The following is a 15,078-nucleotide window of genomic DNA, read 5'->3' on the forward strand; positions in this document are numbered from 1 at the left end:
GCATACCGCGAGCTCAACCAATGTTGGCCAGAAGCCAAAGATGGGCTTCCTCGAATAGGCCTTATACATAGATGCAGCCGGGTAGCAGTGTTGAAAAGCGGGTAGACAGTGGAGGCGAGTCCATACATAAGGGCGGAACCCTAAGCAGCCGTTACCGCAGCAACGGATATACACACCAAAGCAAGCAGATACAGCACCACTTTTTCTACGTGAACACTCGAAGGTGAACCGTGTCGATCAACAGCAACGATCAGTGGTTGTAGGCACGCTCGTTGTGTTCAGCCAGGTCCAGCCCCATCTCCTCCACCGACTCATTGGCGCGCAAGTCGATCACCGCGTTGATCACCTTGAGAATGAGCCAACTGATGACAAAGCAGTAGACCGTCGTCAGCAACACGCCTTTGATTTGCGCCACGACCTGGGCACCCATGGTCACACCTTCGACCAATCCTCCCACCGACGGCACGCAGAACACCCCGGTCAACACCGCGCCAATCATTCCGCCAATGCCGTGCAAACCGAACACATCGAGGCTGTCATCATAACCAAAGCGACGCTTGAGCACGGTGACGCTCAAGTAGCAGAACACCCCGCACAGCAAACCGATGGCCAACGCACCGCCGACGCCGACATAGGCACACGCAGGGGTAATGCCGACCAGACCGGCCAAGGCACCACTGGCGAGGCCCAGAGCGCTAGGTTTTCCAACCTTGAACCACTCGGTGAACATCCAGCCGAGAATGCCGGCGCAGGCCCCCAACTGGGTATTGAGCATGACGATGCCAGACGTGCCGTTGAGGCCACCGCCGGAACCGATGTTGAAGCCGAACCACCCCACCCAGAGCATCGCCGCACCGGCCATGGTCAGGCTCAGGTTGTGGGCTGGCATCGGCGTGTTCTGATAGCCCTTGCGCTTGCCGAGGATCAGGCACGCGGCCAAAGCGGCGACGCCGGCATTGATGTGCACGGCGGTGCCTCCGGCGAAATCGAGTACCCCCCAGTTATGCATCAACGCGCCCGCACCACCCCAGACCATATGCGCCACCGGGGCATACACCAGGGTGAACCACAACGCCATGAACCACAGCGCCGCCGAAAACTTCATGCGTTCGGCAAATGCACCGGCAATCAGCGCCGGGGTAATGATCGCGAAGGTCATCTGGAAGGTCACGAACACGCCCTCCGGAATATCCCCCACCAGGCTCTCCGGGGTCATGCCCGCCAGGAAGGCCCGGCTCAGGCCGCCGACAAAGCTGTTGAAGGTCACCTGCCCTTCGACCATGCCGGTGCTGTCGACCACCATGCTGTAGCCATAGATCACCCACAACACGCCGACCAGGCCGGCGATGCCGAAGCACTGGGTGAACAGCGAAAGCATGTTTTTTGCGCGAACCAGGCCGCCGTAGAACAAGGCGAGACCCGGTAGACACATGAATAACACCAACACCGCGGCAGTGACCATCCAGGCGGTGCTGCCGGTGTTCAACGTGGGTGCATCGGCGGCCTGGGCCAATGGCGCAAGTGCGCCGGCCGCCAATAAGCCGAGAAAGGATTTGCCGAGAAGACGATTGACCATGTTCAAAGCTCCTGCAAAGAAAGGTGGGTGTCGGGCAGCGAGCAAAGTGAGTATGTACGGACCTCTTGGTGGGCCCCTTGATCTGATCGTTCCCACGCTCCTGCGTGGGAATGCAGCCCGTGACGCTCTGCGTCACAAAAGTGGGACGCAGAGCGTCCCAAGAGGGTTTCCCACGCAGAGCGTGGGAACGATCGTCGTCATCAATAACCGGTACCGGAACCCGGAACCCAGTTGGTCCCCGCCAACGGCACCCGCGCCATGGCCGCCGACTCCACCGTCAGCGCCACCAGATCCTCGGGATCGAGGTTGTGCAGGTGCGACTTGCCGCAAGCCCGGGCCATGGTCTGGGCTTCCAGCACCAACACGCGCAGGTAGTTGGCCAAGCGGCGGCCGCCCTCCACCGGATCCAGTCGCTTGGACAATTCCGGGTCCTGGGTGGTGATCCCGGCCGGGTCGCGACCGTTCTGCCAGTCATCGTAGAAACCGGCGGCCGAGCCGATTTTCTTCAGTTCCTCGTCCAGGCGCGGGTGGTTGTCGCCCAGCGCGATCAGCGCGGCGGTGCCGATGGCCACCGCATCCGCCCCCAGCGCCATCGCCTTGGCGACGTCGGCACCGTTGCGAATCCCGCCGGAAACGATCAGCTGGACCTTGCGATGCATGCCCATCTCCTGCAAAGCCTGTACCGCTTGCGGGATGGCCGACAGAATCGGAATCCCCACGTGTTCGATAAACACTTCCTGGGTCGCCGCCGTGCCGCCTTGCATGCCATCGAGCACAATCACATCCGCCCCGGCCTTCACGGCCAACTTGACGTCGTAGTACGGCCGGCTGGCGCCGATTTTCACGTAGATCGGTTTTTCCCAATCGGTGATTTCGCGCAGTTCGGCAATCTTGATCGCCAGGTCATCCGGGCCGGTCCAGTCCGGGTGACGGCAAGCGCTGCGCTGGTCCACACCGATGGGCAAGGTACGCATGCCGGCTACACGCTCGGTGACTTTCATCCCCAGCAACATACCGCCGCCACCAGGTTTGGCGCCCTGCCCCAGGACGATTTCAATCGCGTCAGCCTTGCGCAAATCGTCCGGATTCATGCCGTAGCGCGACGGCAAGTACTGATAGACCAAATGCTGTGACTGGCCGCGCTCCTCCGGGGTCATGCCGCCGTCGCCGGTGGTGGTGCTGGTGCCCGCGATGGTCGCGCCACGGCCCAGGGCTTCCTTGGCATTGGCCGACAACGCACCGAAACTCATGCCGGCAATGGTCACCGGAATCTTCAGGTGGATCGGCTTCTTGGCAAAGCGGTTGCCGAGGATCACGTCGGTGCCGCACTTCTCCCGATAACCTTCCAACGGGTAACGCGAAACACTGGCGCCGAGCAGCAGCAGATCATCGAAGTGCGGCAGTTTGCGCTTGGTGCCGCCGCCGCGAATATCGTAGATGCCAGTCTCGGCGGCACGCTGGATTTCCTGGATGGTCAGGCGGTCGAAGGTGGCTGACTCGCGCAGTACTGGAGTGGCTGCTTTTTGGTTAATCGGGTCGCTCATATCTGTTCTCCTCGCGCGGATCAGTACGCGGACGCGTTATCGACTTTGAAGTTGTACAACTGACGGGCCGAACCGTAGCGCTTGAAGTCAGCCGCCTTGTGCGCGAAACCGGCACGGTTCAACAGGTCCTGGAGCTCCTGGAGGTGCTCGGCGCGCATCTCTTTCTCGACGCAATCGGAACCCAGGGACTCCACATTGCCCTTCACGTAGATGTGGGTCTCGTACAAGGAATCGCCCAGCGCATCGCCGGCATCGCCGCAGACCACCAGACGCCCGGCCTGGCCCATGAAGCAGCTCATGTGGCCGATGCTGCCACCCACGACAATGTCGATGCCCTTCATGGAAATGCCGCAACGCGCGCCGGCATCCCCTTCAATCACCAGCAGCCCGCCATGGGCCGTGGCGCCGGCCGCCTGGGAGGCGCTGCCTTTGACGCGGACGTAGCCCGACATCATGTTCTCGGCGCAACCGACGCCGACATTGCCGTGGACGGTGATCGAGGCCTTTTGATTCATGCCCGCGCAGTAGTAGCCGGCGTGCCCCTGAATATCGATGGACAGCACTTCGTTCACCCCGACCGCGAGGTTGTGCTTGCCGTCCGAATGAGTCACCACCCATTCGCGCTCTTCAACGCTGTTGACCTGGTCGTGCAACGCCTGATTGAGTTCACGCACGGTGGCCGTGGAAAGGTCGATGGTTTTCATGTGTGCGCTCCTTAAGCTGACTCGCGTTCCCAGATGTACATGGTGGCCGGTGCCGGCTCCCAGACCTTGGCGTGTTCGATGCCCGGCAGGCTCGACAGGGCCTGATACTCGGACGCCATGGCGACGTAATCGTCGGTCTCGGCGAGGATCGCCGGCTTGCAGGCAATCGGGTCGCGGATCACGGCAAAACCGTTGCGGGTGCCGATGGCGAAGGTGAAGAAACCGTCCAGATCCTCCAGCGAGTGATCCAGCGCTTCTTTCAATGAATCGCCCTGCTGCAGGCGCCAGGTCAGGTAGCCGGCGGCCACTTCGGTGTCGTTGTCGGTCTCGAAGTGAATGCCTTCGCGCTTGAGTTCCTGCCGCAGGCGGAAGTGATTCGACAGCGAGCCGTTGTGCACCAGGCACAGGTCGGCGCCGGTAGAAAACGGATGGCTGCCTTCCATGGTCACCGCGCTTTCAGTGGCCATGCGGGTGTGGCCGATGATATGGCTGCCCTTCATGCCGGCCAGGCCGAAACGTTGGGAAATTTCCTGGGGCAAGCCCATGCCCTTGAGGATTTCGATGCTCTGGCCAGCGCTCATGATGCGCACGCTCGGCGCCAGTTCGGCGAGGGCCAGACGTACCGGCGCCTCTTGGGCATTGACTTTGAGCACGGCAGCGCTGGCGTTCTGAAACCAGTCCAGCGAACAGCCGAGACGCCCTTCCAGTTCGCCCATCAGAGCTTTCCAATCGAAGCCTTCGGTGGTTGCCTGCAGGGTCAGCTTGACCCAACCGTCCGCCACTTCATCGCCATAGATGGCAAACCCGGCACTGTCCGGCCCACGGTCGGTCATGGCCTGCAGCATGGGTTCGAACAGCTTGCCGAGCTGGGATTCCAGCTGCGGGTTTTTCAGGTAAAGACCTACGATCCCACACATAACAAAGTCTCCTTCGAAGGCACTGAACACTCGACGCCGTGCCGGGTGCCCGAATGGTTGTAAAAACACTGAGAGTCAGAAAAATTCGGTGTAGCGCTGGATCTCCCAGTCGGAGACGTGGCGGCTGTACTCCACCCATTCCATGCGCTTGAGCTTGATGAACTCGCCCACGATCTGCGGGCCCAGCACTTCGGCGAACAGCGGGTCGGCCTCCAGGGCGTCACAGGCTTCCTTGAGCGATTGCGGCAGGGTCTTGATGCCCCGCGCGGCGATCTGTTCCAGGCTCAGGCTGTAGAGGTTCTCATTGCAGACGTGGTCGATTTCCAACTGGCGATCGATGCCATCCAGGCCGGCGGCGATGATCGCGGCGCTGACCAGATAGGGATTGCAGCCAGCGTCCGGCAGGCGGAATTCCAGGCGGCCGTAAGGCACCCGCACCATGGCCGAACGGTTGTTGGCGCCGAAGGCGATAAAGGCCGGCGCCCAGGTCGCGCCGGACAACGAATTGCCGACCACCAGACGCTTGTAGGAGTTGACCGTCGGCGCGGCGAAGGCACACAGCGCCGGACCATGGGCCAGCAAGCCGGCGGCAAAGTGATAAGCCATTTTCGACAGGCCCATGCCGCTGGGGTCGCTGGCGTCATGGAACAGGTTCTTGTTTTCGGCACTGCTGATCGACAGGTGAAAATGCATGCCGTTGCCGGCGCGTTTCGGGTCCGGCTTGGGCATGAACGAGCAGATCATGCCCAGGTCATTGGCGATTTCACCAGCGGCCATGCGGAAAAACGTGAAGCGATCCGCCGAGGTCATGGCGTCGCTGTAGGTGTAGTTGATCTCGAACTGGCCGTTGGCGTCCTCGTGGTCGATTTGATAGACCTCGAAATCCACGGCCTGCAAGGCTTCGGTCAGCCGCTCAAGGAAAACGCGGGAGCGCGACAGGCCTTTGTAGTCGTAGCAAGGCTTGTCCAGGTTGTCGCTGAGGTCCACCAGTTGCAGTTTGCCATGCTCGTTGCGGCGCATCAGGTTGAACTCGGGCTCCAGGCCGGTGTTGAGCGTCCAACCCTTTTCTGCCAGGCGCTGCACTTGTTGCTGCAACACATAACGGCTGTCGTATGGATGCGGCTTGCCGTCGACGTGGCCGATGCACACTACTCGCCCGTAACCCGGCTGCCAGGGCACCGGGGTCAGGGTGGACAGGTCGCCACGGGCCATGAAGTCCGGCCCGTGGGGCTCCATGCCCATGCCGCTGATCGCGAATCCGGCAAAACCAGCCCCCTCTTCGGCAACGGTCTTGAGCCCACAGATAGGCACCGATTTGGTTTTGGCCGCCCCGTGTATATCCACAAACTGCGCAAGCACGTATTTGATTGCGTGCTTGTCGATGATGCGCTGGGTTTCTGCTGGCAACATTGCTCGTCACTCCTCGCGAAAGGGCAAAACATTGTGGATGGGCCTGGACTGACTTTTTATTCCTAAAAAGAAAGTTAGTTTCCCAATAGGAATGCAAGGCCCTTGCCAGATTCGCGAGTGAAACGCCGACGCTCTTCAGAAAGCGCTTTTGTGCTGTATATATGGGAAAATTCTTTTCCCCGTGGGAATATCGCTCGACAGACGCGAGCGGAACGCCGCTCTTTGCACTTTCTCAGTGCGAAACTAATATTACTGAACGGAAAGTGTGCAGGATTGATGACTATGTCGACCGAAACCGCCCCGCGCCTCAAGCTTGAGCAATACCTGGGATTGCAGATCAAGCGCCAGCGCCAGGCTCAGGATCTGAAATTGTCTGACGTGGCCAAGATCGCCGATATCAGCCAAGGCATGTTGAGCAAGATCGAAAACGCCCAGGTGTCCACCAGTCTCGATACCCTGAGCCGCCTGTGCGACGTGCTCGGCCTGCCACTGTCCAAGTTGTTCAGCGAATACGACCAGCAAGACGGCAGTGCGCTATTGGTCAAGGCTGACCAGGGCATGGAAGTGGTGCGCCGTGGCACCGAGAAAGGCCATACCTACCATCTGCTCAACCACACCCGCGGGCCGAAGAAAAGCTTCGAGGCCTACATGGTCAGCATGGATGACGCGAGTGAAGAGTTTCCGACCTTCTCTCACCCCGGCACCGAATTCCTTCACCTGCTGGAAGGTGAACTGATCTATCGCCACGGCAATCAGCTTTACCGCATGGAGGCTGGCGACAGCCTGACGTTCGAAGGCGAAATCCCCCATGGCCCCGAGCAACTGGTGCAGGTGCCTATCCGCCTTTTGTCGATCATGAACTACGGCAACGACAAAGAATAACGCCCCCCTCCCGAAGCATGAAGATCAACCTGTGGGAGCAAGCCCGCTCCCACATTTTTGACCGCGTTCGACCGACGGAAACGAGTCGCCGCCCCCCACAAAAAATTCCCCTCAGTTAAAAAACTTTCCCAACCCCCTAGACGTCCCGCCTCCACTCCCCTATAAAGCCACTTCAGGAATATTTTATTCCCTACAAGAAAATACGCTCAAGGAATGAGCCTGCTGTCCTCAGACATTTTTCGCTATGCGATGAACTGCCGCCATCATCCCGAGGACGTGTCATGCAACACGAAAAAAACCATTTCATCATCAAGATCACCTGTCCCGCGGTGTCCGGCATCGTCGCGGCCGTCACCACTTACCTGGCGGACAACGGTTGCTACATCGGGGAGATGGCGCAATTCGATGATGATTTCAGCGGCCGGTTTTTCATGCGTGCGGTGTTCCGCTTCAACGACGGTCATCAGGGCAACATTCAACAGATCAAGGACGGTTTCGCCGACGTCGCCAGGGCGTTCGAGATGACCTGGGAACTGCACGACACCCGCGAGCCGATGCGCGTGTTGTTGATGGTCAGCAAGTTCGACCACTGCCTGACCGACCTGCTCTACCGCTACCACAAGGGCGAGATGGACATGACCATCACCGCCATCGTTTCCAACCACCTCGACCTGCGCCCCATGGCCGAACGCGAAGGCATTCGCTTCATCTACCTGCCGGTGACCCAGGACACCAAGGCCCGGCAGGAAGCCGAACTGATGAAGATCGTCGACGACACCGGCACCGAACTCGTGGTGTTGGCGCGCTACATGCAGATCCTCTCCGATGACCTGTGCAAGCGACTCTCGGGGCGGGCGATCAACATTCACCATTCGTTCTTGCCAGGTTTCAAAGGCGCCAAGCCGTATCACCAGGCCTACCAGCGTGGCGTGAAGCTCATTGGCGCCACCGCTCACTACGTCACCAGCGACCTCGATGAAGGACCGATCATCGAGCAGGAAGTGCAGCGCGTCGATCACGTCTACCTGCCCGACGATCTCGTGGCCACCGGCCGTGACACCGAAACCGTGGCCCTGTCCAAGGCGGTCAAGTACCACCTGGAGCACCGGGTTTTCCTCAACCAGGACAGAACGGTGATCTTCCGGTGAACACGCACAAACTGATCGACGGCAAAGCCAGCGCCGCCCGCGTGCTGATACAGGTCCGCGAGGACGTGGTGCGCCTGCGCGAGCAGGCCATTGAACCGGCACTGGCGGTGATCCTGGTGGGCAGCGACCCGGCCAGCCAGGTCTACGTGCGCAACAAGATCCTGCGCGCCGAAGAGGTGGGTATCCGCTCGCTGGAACATCGGCTGCCTGCGGACACCAGCACTGAACAGCTACTCATCCTGATCGCTCGACTGAATGCCGATCGCTCGATCCACGGCATTCTTCTGCAACTGCCGCTGCCTGCCCATATCGATGAATTACGGGCACTGGAGGCTATCGCGCCGGACAAGGACGTCGATGGGTTCCACAGTCAGAACGTCGGCGGCCTCAGCCAGGGTCGCACGGTACTCGCGCCTTGCACCCCCAGTGGTTGTCTGTACTTGCTCGAACAAACCTGCGGCGATCTGCGCGGCAAGCACGCGGTGGTGATCGGCCGCTCGAACATCGTTGGCAAACCCATGGCCGCGTTGTTGCTCAAGGCCGATTGCTCAGTGACCGTCCTGCATTCGCGCAGCCCGGATCCCCAGGCGCTGTGCCGGCAGGCCGACATCGTCATCGCCGCCGTGGGTCGCCCGCGGTTGATCGACGCCAGTTGGCTCAAGCCTGGCGCCGTGGTGATCGACGTTGGCATCAACCGTATCGACGACGATGGCCGCAGCCGTCTGGTGGGCGACGTCGACTTCGACAGCGCCCTGGCGCACGTCGCGGCGATCACCCCGGTACCCGGTGGTGTCGGCCCGATGACCATTGCCTTCCTGATGAAAAACACCGTCACCGCAGCCCTTGCGCAACACCGGGCCCTACGCAGCCAATCGGAGGCCTTATGCCATTCAATCTATTGAAATACGGGCTGAGTTCGGAGTACCCGGTGGAAGTGGATCTGCCACCACCACGGGAACTCAAATCGAGCTATGACGTGGTGATCATCGGTGCCGGCGGCCACGGCCTGGCCACCGCTTATTACCTGGCCAAGTACCACGGCATCACCAATGTCGCGGTATTGGAGAAGTCCTACCTGGGCGGCGGCAATACCGCACGCAACACGGCGGTGATCCGCTCCAACTACCTGACCAGCGAAGGCGTGCGCTTTTATGCCGAGTCGGTGCGGATGTTCCAGTCGCTGTCCAACGAATTCGATTTCAACATCATGTATTCCGAGCGCGGCCAACTGACCCTGGCCCACACCGATGCCACGGTGCGCTCGTTCCGCCAGCGGGCCGAGGTCAACAAGCACTTCGGCGGTCGCACCGAGATGATCGACCGCCAGCAGATCCGCGAACTGGTGCCCAGCCTCAACCTCGATCCCGGCCACTTGCCGGTGCTCGCCGGCCTGTGGCACATCGACGGCGCCACCGCGCGCCACGACGCCGTGGCCTGGGGCTACGCCAAACAAGCCGCCAAGCGCGGTGTGGAAATCCATCAGCTCACCGAAGTCCAGGACCTGATCATCGAGAATGGCGCCATCACCGCCGTCAAGACCAACCGCGGCACCATCAAGTGTGGTTGCGCGGTGCAGGCGATTGCCGGGCACAGTTCATTGCTGATGGCCAAGGCCGGAATCCGGTCACCGATCCAGACCTTCCCGCTGCAAGCGATGGTCACCCAGCCGTTCAAGCCGTTCCTCGACCCGCTGGTGAGCTCCTCTGCCCTGCACTGCTATGTGCAGCAAACGAGTCGTGGCGAGGTGGTGTTTGGCGGCGGCTCCGACCCCTATCCGCTGTTCAATACCCGCTCTACGCTCGATTTGAAGGAGAGCCTGCTGGCCCATGCCATCGAGATGTTCCCGTTCCTGGCCAACGCCAAGCTGATGCGCCAATGGGCCGGGATCACCGACATGACCCCGGACTACAGTCCGATCATGGGCCTGTCGCCGGTGAAGAATTACTACCTCGACGCGGGCTGGGGCACCTGGGGGTTCAAGGCCACGCCGATCTGCGGCAAGACCATGGCCGAGTTGGTCGCCAGCGGCGGCAAGGTGCCAGACCTGATCAAGCCGTTCGGCCTCGAACGTTTCTCGACCTTCCAGCAAGTCAACGAAATGGGCGCTACGGCGGCCAGTCACTGACGGAGAGCGGACTATGAAAATCATGACTTGCCCGCTCAACGGGCCGCGCAATATCAGCGAGTTTACCTATGGCGGTGAACTCAAACCCATGCCCGACCCGATTACGTGCAGCGACGGCGAATGGGCTGATTACGTGTTCAACACCGACAACCTCGCCGGCGTGGTGCGCGAGTGGTGGATGCACAACCCCTCCAGCTACTGGTTTCTCGCGGAGCGGCACACCGTCACTGACGAAATCCTGCGGACCTTCGATCCCAAGGAGCTCTTCAGCAGCCGTGTCGAATTCAACGCCGCCCCCAAGGAGATAGCAGGATGAATCGCCTACCCGCCCCCATGGGCCTGCTGATCAACCGCGATCAGCCGCTGGATTTCAGTTTCGACGGGCAGCACTACCAAGGCTTGCAAGGCGACAGTATCGCCAGCGCCCTGTTGTCCAACGGGCGTTTCCTGATCTCTCGCTCGTTCAAATACCACCGCCCGCGCGGCCCGCTGACCATGGCCGGCCAGGATGCCAACAGCCTGGTGCAACTGCCCCAGGAACCCAATGTGCCGGCCGATGCTCACGCCTTGTCCGCGGGGTTGCAGGTGACGGCGCAGAACGTCAACGGCTCGCTGGATAACGACCGCGACGCCTACCTGGGCAAGTTCTCCAGATTCATGCCGGTGGGCTTCTACTACCGCTCGTTCTATAAGCCCAAGGGCATGTGGAAGGTCTGGGAGCCGATCATTCGCAAGAAGGCCGGTCTCGGTGTGCTCGACCTGAAGTTCCAGCCTGAGTACTACGACAAGGCCTACCTGTTTACCGACGTGGCGGTGATCGGTGCCGGTCCCGCCGGGCTGCACGCAGCCCTGACCGCCGCCAACGCGGGGGCCAGGGTATTGCTCATCGAACAACAGCCGATTCTCGGCGGGTCGCTCACCTACGCCCGCTTCGATATCGACGGCAACAAGGCTGAAAACCTGCGCCGCGAACTGCTCGCGGCGGTCGAGCAACACACCAATATCCAGATCCTGACCGAAGCCACGTGCAACGCCTGGTTCACCGATAACTACCTGCCAGTGATCCAGGGCAAACGCCTGTACAAAGTGCGCGCTCGCCAATGCCTGGTTTGCAGCGGCGCGTTCGATCAGCCGGTGATCTTTCGCAACAACGACCTGCCGGGCGTGATGCTGACCAGCGCCGCGCAACGGCTGATGAAGCTGTATGCGGTCAAACCGGGTAACAGCGCCGTGGTGCTGACGGGCAACGATGACGGTTACCTCGCCGCGCTGGACCTGCATGACCAGGGCGTAGATGTCGTCGCGGTGGTGGACCTGCGCCAAGGGCCTTCGGACGAATCCCTGCTACGCGCGCTGGCGCAACGCAAGATCTATCGTCAGGGCAACAGCACCGTCTATGAGGCCCTGCACGAGAAAGGCATGCGCCATATCAACGGCGTCGATGTGCGCCAGATCACCGCACAGGGCCAGGTCGCCGAGAGCGGGCAATATCTGGCATGCGATTTACTGTGCATGTCCGCCGGTTACATGCCGGTCTATCAACTGCTGTGCCAGGCCGGCGGCAAACTGGCCTACGACGATCAACGTGCCGAGTTCACGCTCAGCGGCCTGCCACGGAATCTGAATATCGCCGGTTCGGTCAACGGTCGTCATCAGCTGGATAACGTGATTGCCGATGGCGTGAATGCCGGTGCCGAAGCCGCCCTCGCGCTGGGCCTGACAGTCGGCACGCAACGCGCATCGTTCAGCGGTGAAGCCCGGGTCAACTTCAATTGGCCGATCTTCCCGCATCCCAAAGGCAAGGACTTCGTCGACTTCGACGAGGATCTGCAAGTGGCCGACATCGTCAACGCGACCAAGATCGGCTATCGCGACGTGCAACTGGTCAAGCGCTACTCCACCGTCGGCATGGGCCCATCTCAGGGTCGTCACTCGGCGCTGCCGACCGCCCGGCTGGTGGCGTGGGCCACCCAACGCAACATCAGCGAAACCGGAGTGACCACGGCACGGCCGCCGTTTGTGGCCGAAAAACTGGCGCATGTCGCCGGTCGCGCGTTCGATCCGTACCGGCAAACGCCGATGCACGCTCGTCACCTGCAAGCTGGCGCGAAGATGATGCCTGCGGGCATCTGGCAACGCCCGGCCTACTATGGCAACGCTAAGGATCGCGAAGCCTGCATGCAGGCCGAAGCCCTGCACGTGCGCAACAAGGTCGGCATCATTGATGTCTCGACCCTCGGTGGCCTGGATGTGCGCGGCCCGGACGCCGCCGAGCTGCTCAACCGCATGTACACCTTTGCCTTCCTCAAGCAACCGGTCGGCCGCTCCCGCTATGCGCTGATGACCAACGAGCACGGGGTGGTGATCGACGACGGTGTCTGCGCGCGGTTGGCCGAAAATCACTTCTACGTCACCGCCACCACCAGTGGTGTCGACCGGATCTACCAGCAGATGCTCAAGTGGAACGCGCAATGGCGCCTCGACGTGGACGTCGCCAACGTCACCGCGGCTATTTGCGCGGTCAACGTCGCCGGGCCCGATTCGCGCAAAGTGCTGGAGCAGGTCTGCACCGACCTGGATCTGAGCGCCGAAGCGTTTCCTTATCTGGGCGTGCGCCAGGGCACCGTGGCGGGCATCAAGGCCCGTTTGCTGCGCGTGGGTTTTGTCGGCGAACTGGGCTATGAAATCCACGTGCCGGCGCGTCACGGGCTCATGCTCTGGGACGCGCTGATGGAGGCCGGCAAGGCCCATGACATCCGCCCCTTCGGCGTCGAAACCCAACGTTTGCTGCGCCTGGAAAAAGGCCACGTGATCATCAGTCAGGACACCGACGGCATGACCCATCCGGCGGAAATCGACATGGGCTGGGCGGTCAGCCGCAACAAACCATTCTTCGTCGGCCGGCGCTCGGTGGACATCCTCGAAGCCCAACCGCTGAAACGCAAACTGGTGGGTTTCTCCTTGCCCAAGGGCAGCGTACAACCGCTGGAAGGCCACCTGGTACTCAACGGCCCGGACATCAGCGGCAACGTCACCTCCTGCGAATACTCCGCGACGCTGGGCCGAATCATCGGCCTGGCCTACGCCGGTATCGAGCAGAGTGCCCCGGGACAGCACATTCCGATTCGCGTCGAGGGCGGCATCATCGTCCAGGCCGAAGTGGTGCAACTGCCCTTCTTCGACCCCACCAACCAACGCCAGGAGGGTTAAGCCATGACCAGTCTGAAAGACCACGAGACACTCACGCAACCGTACCACCTGGTCGACCAGACCGACCTGCCCCGAGTCGGCTTTCGTGGCAGCCACAGTGCCGAGTACCTCACAGCGCGCGGCTTCACCCTGCCGGACGCCCCCAACCGCGCCACCGCCCAGGCCGACGGCAGCTGGGTGGCGCGCCTGTCACAGACCGAATATGTGTTGCTGGGCAGCCCCCAGGATCAGGGTCAGCGGATTGCCGATGAAGAGGCGCGCTGGGAACTCGACCACCAGGCCAACTACCTGCTGCCCCGCCAGGACAGCCACGCCTGCCTGGTGCTCAGCGGAGGTGCGATTGCCCAGGTGATGGCCAAGCTCTGCGGGGTCGACCTCAGCTTCCCGGCCTTCAAGCCAGGGGCGGTGGCGCAGACATCGGCGGCGCGGATCAATGTGATCGTGATCCATACGGGAAGTGTGGAGGCACCGGCCTTTCATATCCTGTGGGATCGCGCCTCGAAGCAATACTTCAACGACGCGCTGCTGGATGCTCTGGAGGAGTTCGAGGTCAGTCCGTATAGCCCAACCTCATTGCCTTGACCTTCTGGGTCCGTTGACGTGTCGCCAGGCAGCCATGCGACACGTCCCCCTTCCCTGTTGAGCAATGCAGCGCGTCACCTGAAACGCACCTGGTCACGGCCCTACCCGAGCCCAGAACGCTTCGGCAGATTGACTGAGCGGTGCCGACGGACGGGTCAGATGAATTTCCAGCGGTATATCCCAGCTTTCGTCGAGCGCCCTGACTAAGCGCCCATCCAGCATTTCCTGCTCGGTGAGGCTCTTGGGCAACCAGGCCACGCCTTTGCTTTCCAGGGCCATGGACATCAGCACCGCGGCAAGGTGGCTGCTGAAAAGTGGCTTGAGGTGAAGGTAATCTTCTTTGCCGCGCAGCCTGTGGGCGACGATACGCCCCAGTCCAGACTCATGGGTGTAAGCCAGGTATGGCAATGCCGCAGGCGAGGTGCCGAAATTGGCAGAAGCACTCGCCAGGGGAACGAGCACGTCTTCACCCACCTTCTTGCCGATGAACTGATCTGGGGCGAGCAAAGGTGGAACATCGGGATGACGGTGACAGAGCAGAAACTGAACCTGGCCATGTATCAGCATCTGCTCACAGACAGCCATGCTATCGGAGTGCAGTTGCACAGCCTCGATCGGGGCACCGCTCTCCGAGCTTCGAAGCCACCTGGGGAAAAATGTGAACGACAGGGAATGCGTTGCCGCAAATTGAAGCGACCTGGCAGCCATCCCAGCAACCTCTTGAGCCTCGTTGCGCATTCTGTACAAGCGCCTGGCAGCCTCCTGGGCACTAGGCAAAATTTGCCTCCCGGCTTCAGTCAGTGTCGCGCCCTGAGGCGTTCGAACGAACAATTGCACCCCCATCCAGCTCTCCAGCGAGCGCACTCTGCGACTGAATGCCGGCTGGGTAACGTGCCGCGCTTCAGCCGCCCGAACGAAGCTGCCGTACTCCGCAAGCGCTGAAAAATCCTCAAGCCAAACGAGTTCCAAGGGCCATGCCT

General features: G+C 61.2%; 13 protein-coding genes. 7 read left to right on the top strand and 6 right to left on the bottom strand.

Annotated features, from left to right (window positions below; all coding sequences use genetic code 11):
- Window positions 1–250 precede the first annotated feature (250 nt).
- The 5 genes from KGA89_RS02340 to glnT all read right to left on the bottom strand — a co-directional run bounded on the left by KGA89_RS02340 (window position 251) and on the right by glnT (window position 6,151).
- Window positions 251–1,576 (bottom strand): ammonium transporter, encoded by a 1,326-nt coding sequence (locus KGA89_RS02340; RefSeq protein WP_223470427.1) that lies wholly within the window; start codon window positions 1,574–1,576, stop codon window positions 251–253.
- A gap of 200 nt (window positions 1,577–1,776) precedes the next feature.
- Window positions 1,777–3,120, bottom strand: coding sequence for an FMN-binding glutamate synthase family protein (locus tag KGA89_RS02345; RefSeq protein ID WP_060742973.1), 1,344 nt, complete (start codon window positions 3,118–3,120; stop codon window positions 1,777–1,779).
- Between the two features lie 20 nt (window positions 3,121–3,140).
- Window positions 3,141–3,824, bottom strand: coding sequence for a protein glxC (locus KGA89_RS02350; protein WP_003200575.1), 684 nt, complete (start codon window positions 3,822–3,824; stop codon window positions 3,141–3,143).
- An 11-nt stretch (window positions 3,825–3,835) separates the two neighbouring features.
- Window positions 3,836–4,741: a class II glutamine amidotransferase gene (locus KGA89_RS02355; RefSeq protein WP_003200573.1), complete on the bottom strand. Its 906-nt coding sequence runs from the start codon at window positions 4,739–4,741 to the stop codon at window positions 3,836–3,838.
- Window positions 4,742–4,816: 75 nt separating this feature from the next.
- A complete protein-coding gene (glnT, locus tag KGA89_RS02360; RefSeq protein ID WP_223470429.1) occupies window positions 4,817–6,151 on the bottom strand; it encodes a type III glutamate--ammonia ligase in 1,335 nt (444 codons plus the stop codon).
- A gap of 282 nt (window positions 6,152–6,433) precedes the next feature.
- Here glnT and KGA89_RS02365 point away from each other — a divergent pair, with 282 nt between their 5' ends.
- The 7 genes from KGA89_RS02365 (at window position 6,434) to KGA89_RS02395 (ending at window position 14,098) form a co-directional block, all read left to right on the top strand.
- Complete coding sequence (locus KGA89_RS02365) at window positions 6,434–7,033, top strand: helix-turn-helix domain-containing protein (RefSeq protein ID WP_003200568.1); 600 nt, start codon at window positions 6,434–6,436, stop codon at window positions 7,031–7,033.
- Between the two features lie 281 nt (window positions 7,034–7,314).
- Entirely contained in the window at window positions 7,315–8,181 is an 867-nt protein-coding gene (purU, locus tag KGA89_RS02370; RefSeq protein WP_003200567.1) for a formyltetrahydrofolate deformylase, read from the top strand.
- Entirely contained in the window at window positions 8,178–9,083 is a 906-nt protein-coding gene (gene folD, locus KGA89_RS02375; RefSeq protein ID WP_223470431.1) for a bifunctional methylenetetrahydrofolate dehydrogenase/methenyltetrahydrofolate cyclohydrolase FolD, read from the top strand. Before purU ends, folD begins: the two co-directional genes overlap by 4 nt.
- On the top strand, window positions 9,065–10,306 hold the full coding sequence (locus KGA89_RS02380; RefSeq protein WP_003200563.1) for an FAD-dependent oxidoreductase: 1,242 nt from the start codon (window positions 9,065–9,067) through the stop codon (window positions 10,304–10,306). Before folD ends, KGA89_RS02380 begins: the two co-directional genes overlap by 19 nt.
- A gap of 13 nt (window positions 10,307–10,319) precedes the next feature.
- Complete coding sequence (locus KGA89_RS02385) at window positions 10,320–10,622, top strand: sarcosine oxidase subunit delta (protein ID WP_223470433.1); 303 nt, start codon at window positions 10,320–10,322, stop codon at window positions 10,620–10,622.
- Entirely contained in the window at window positions 10,619–13,516 is a 2,898-nt protein-coding gene (locus KGA89_RS02390; RefSeq protein WP_223470435.1) for a 2Fe-2S iron-sulfur cluster-binding protein, read from the top strand. Before KGA89_RS02385 ends, KGA89_RS02390 begins: the two co-directional genes overlap by 4 nt.
- Window positions 13,517–13,519: 3 nt before the next feature.
- A complete protein-coding gene (locus tag KGA89_RS02395; protein ID WP_223470437.1) occupies window positions 13,520–14,098 on the top strand; it encodes a sarcosine oxidase subunit gamma in 579 nt (192 codons plus the stop codon).
- A gap of 93 nt (window positions 14,099–14,191) precedes the next feature.
- Here KGA89_RS02395 and KGA89_RS02400 read toward each other — a convergent pair whose 3' ends face one another.
- On the bottom strand, window positions 14,192–15,067 hold the full coding sequence (locus KGA89_RS02400; protein WP_027912403.1) for a LysR family transcriptional regulator: 876 nt from the start codon (window positions 15,065–15,067) through the stop codon (window positions 14,192–14,194).
- Between the last annotated feature and the right edge of the window lie 11 nt (window positions 15,068–15,078).

Source organism: Pseudomonas sp. A-RE-22, from assembly GCF_019956035.1.
Classification (GTDB): domain Bacteria; phylum Pseudomonadota; class Gammaproteobacteria; order Pseudomonadales; family Pseudomonadaceae; genus Aquipseudomonas; species Aquipseudomonas brassicacearum.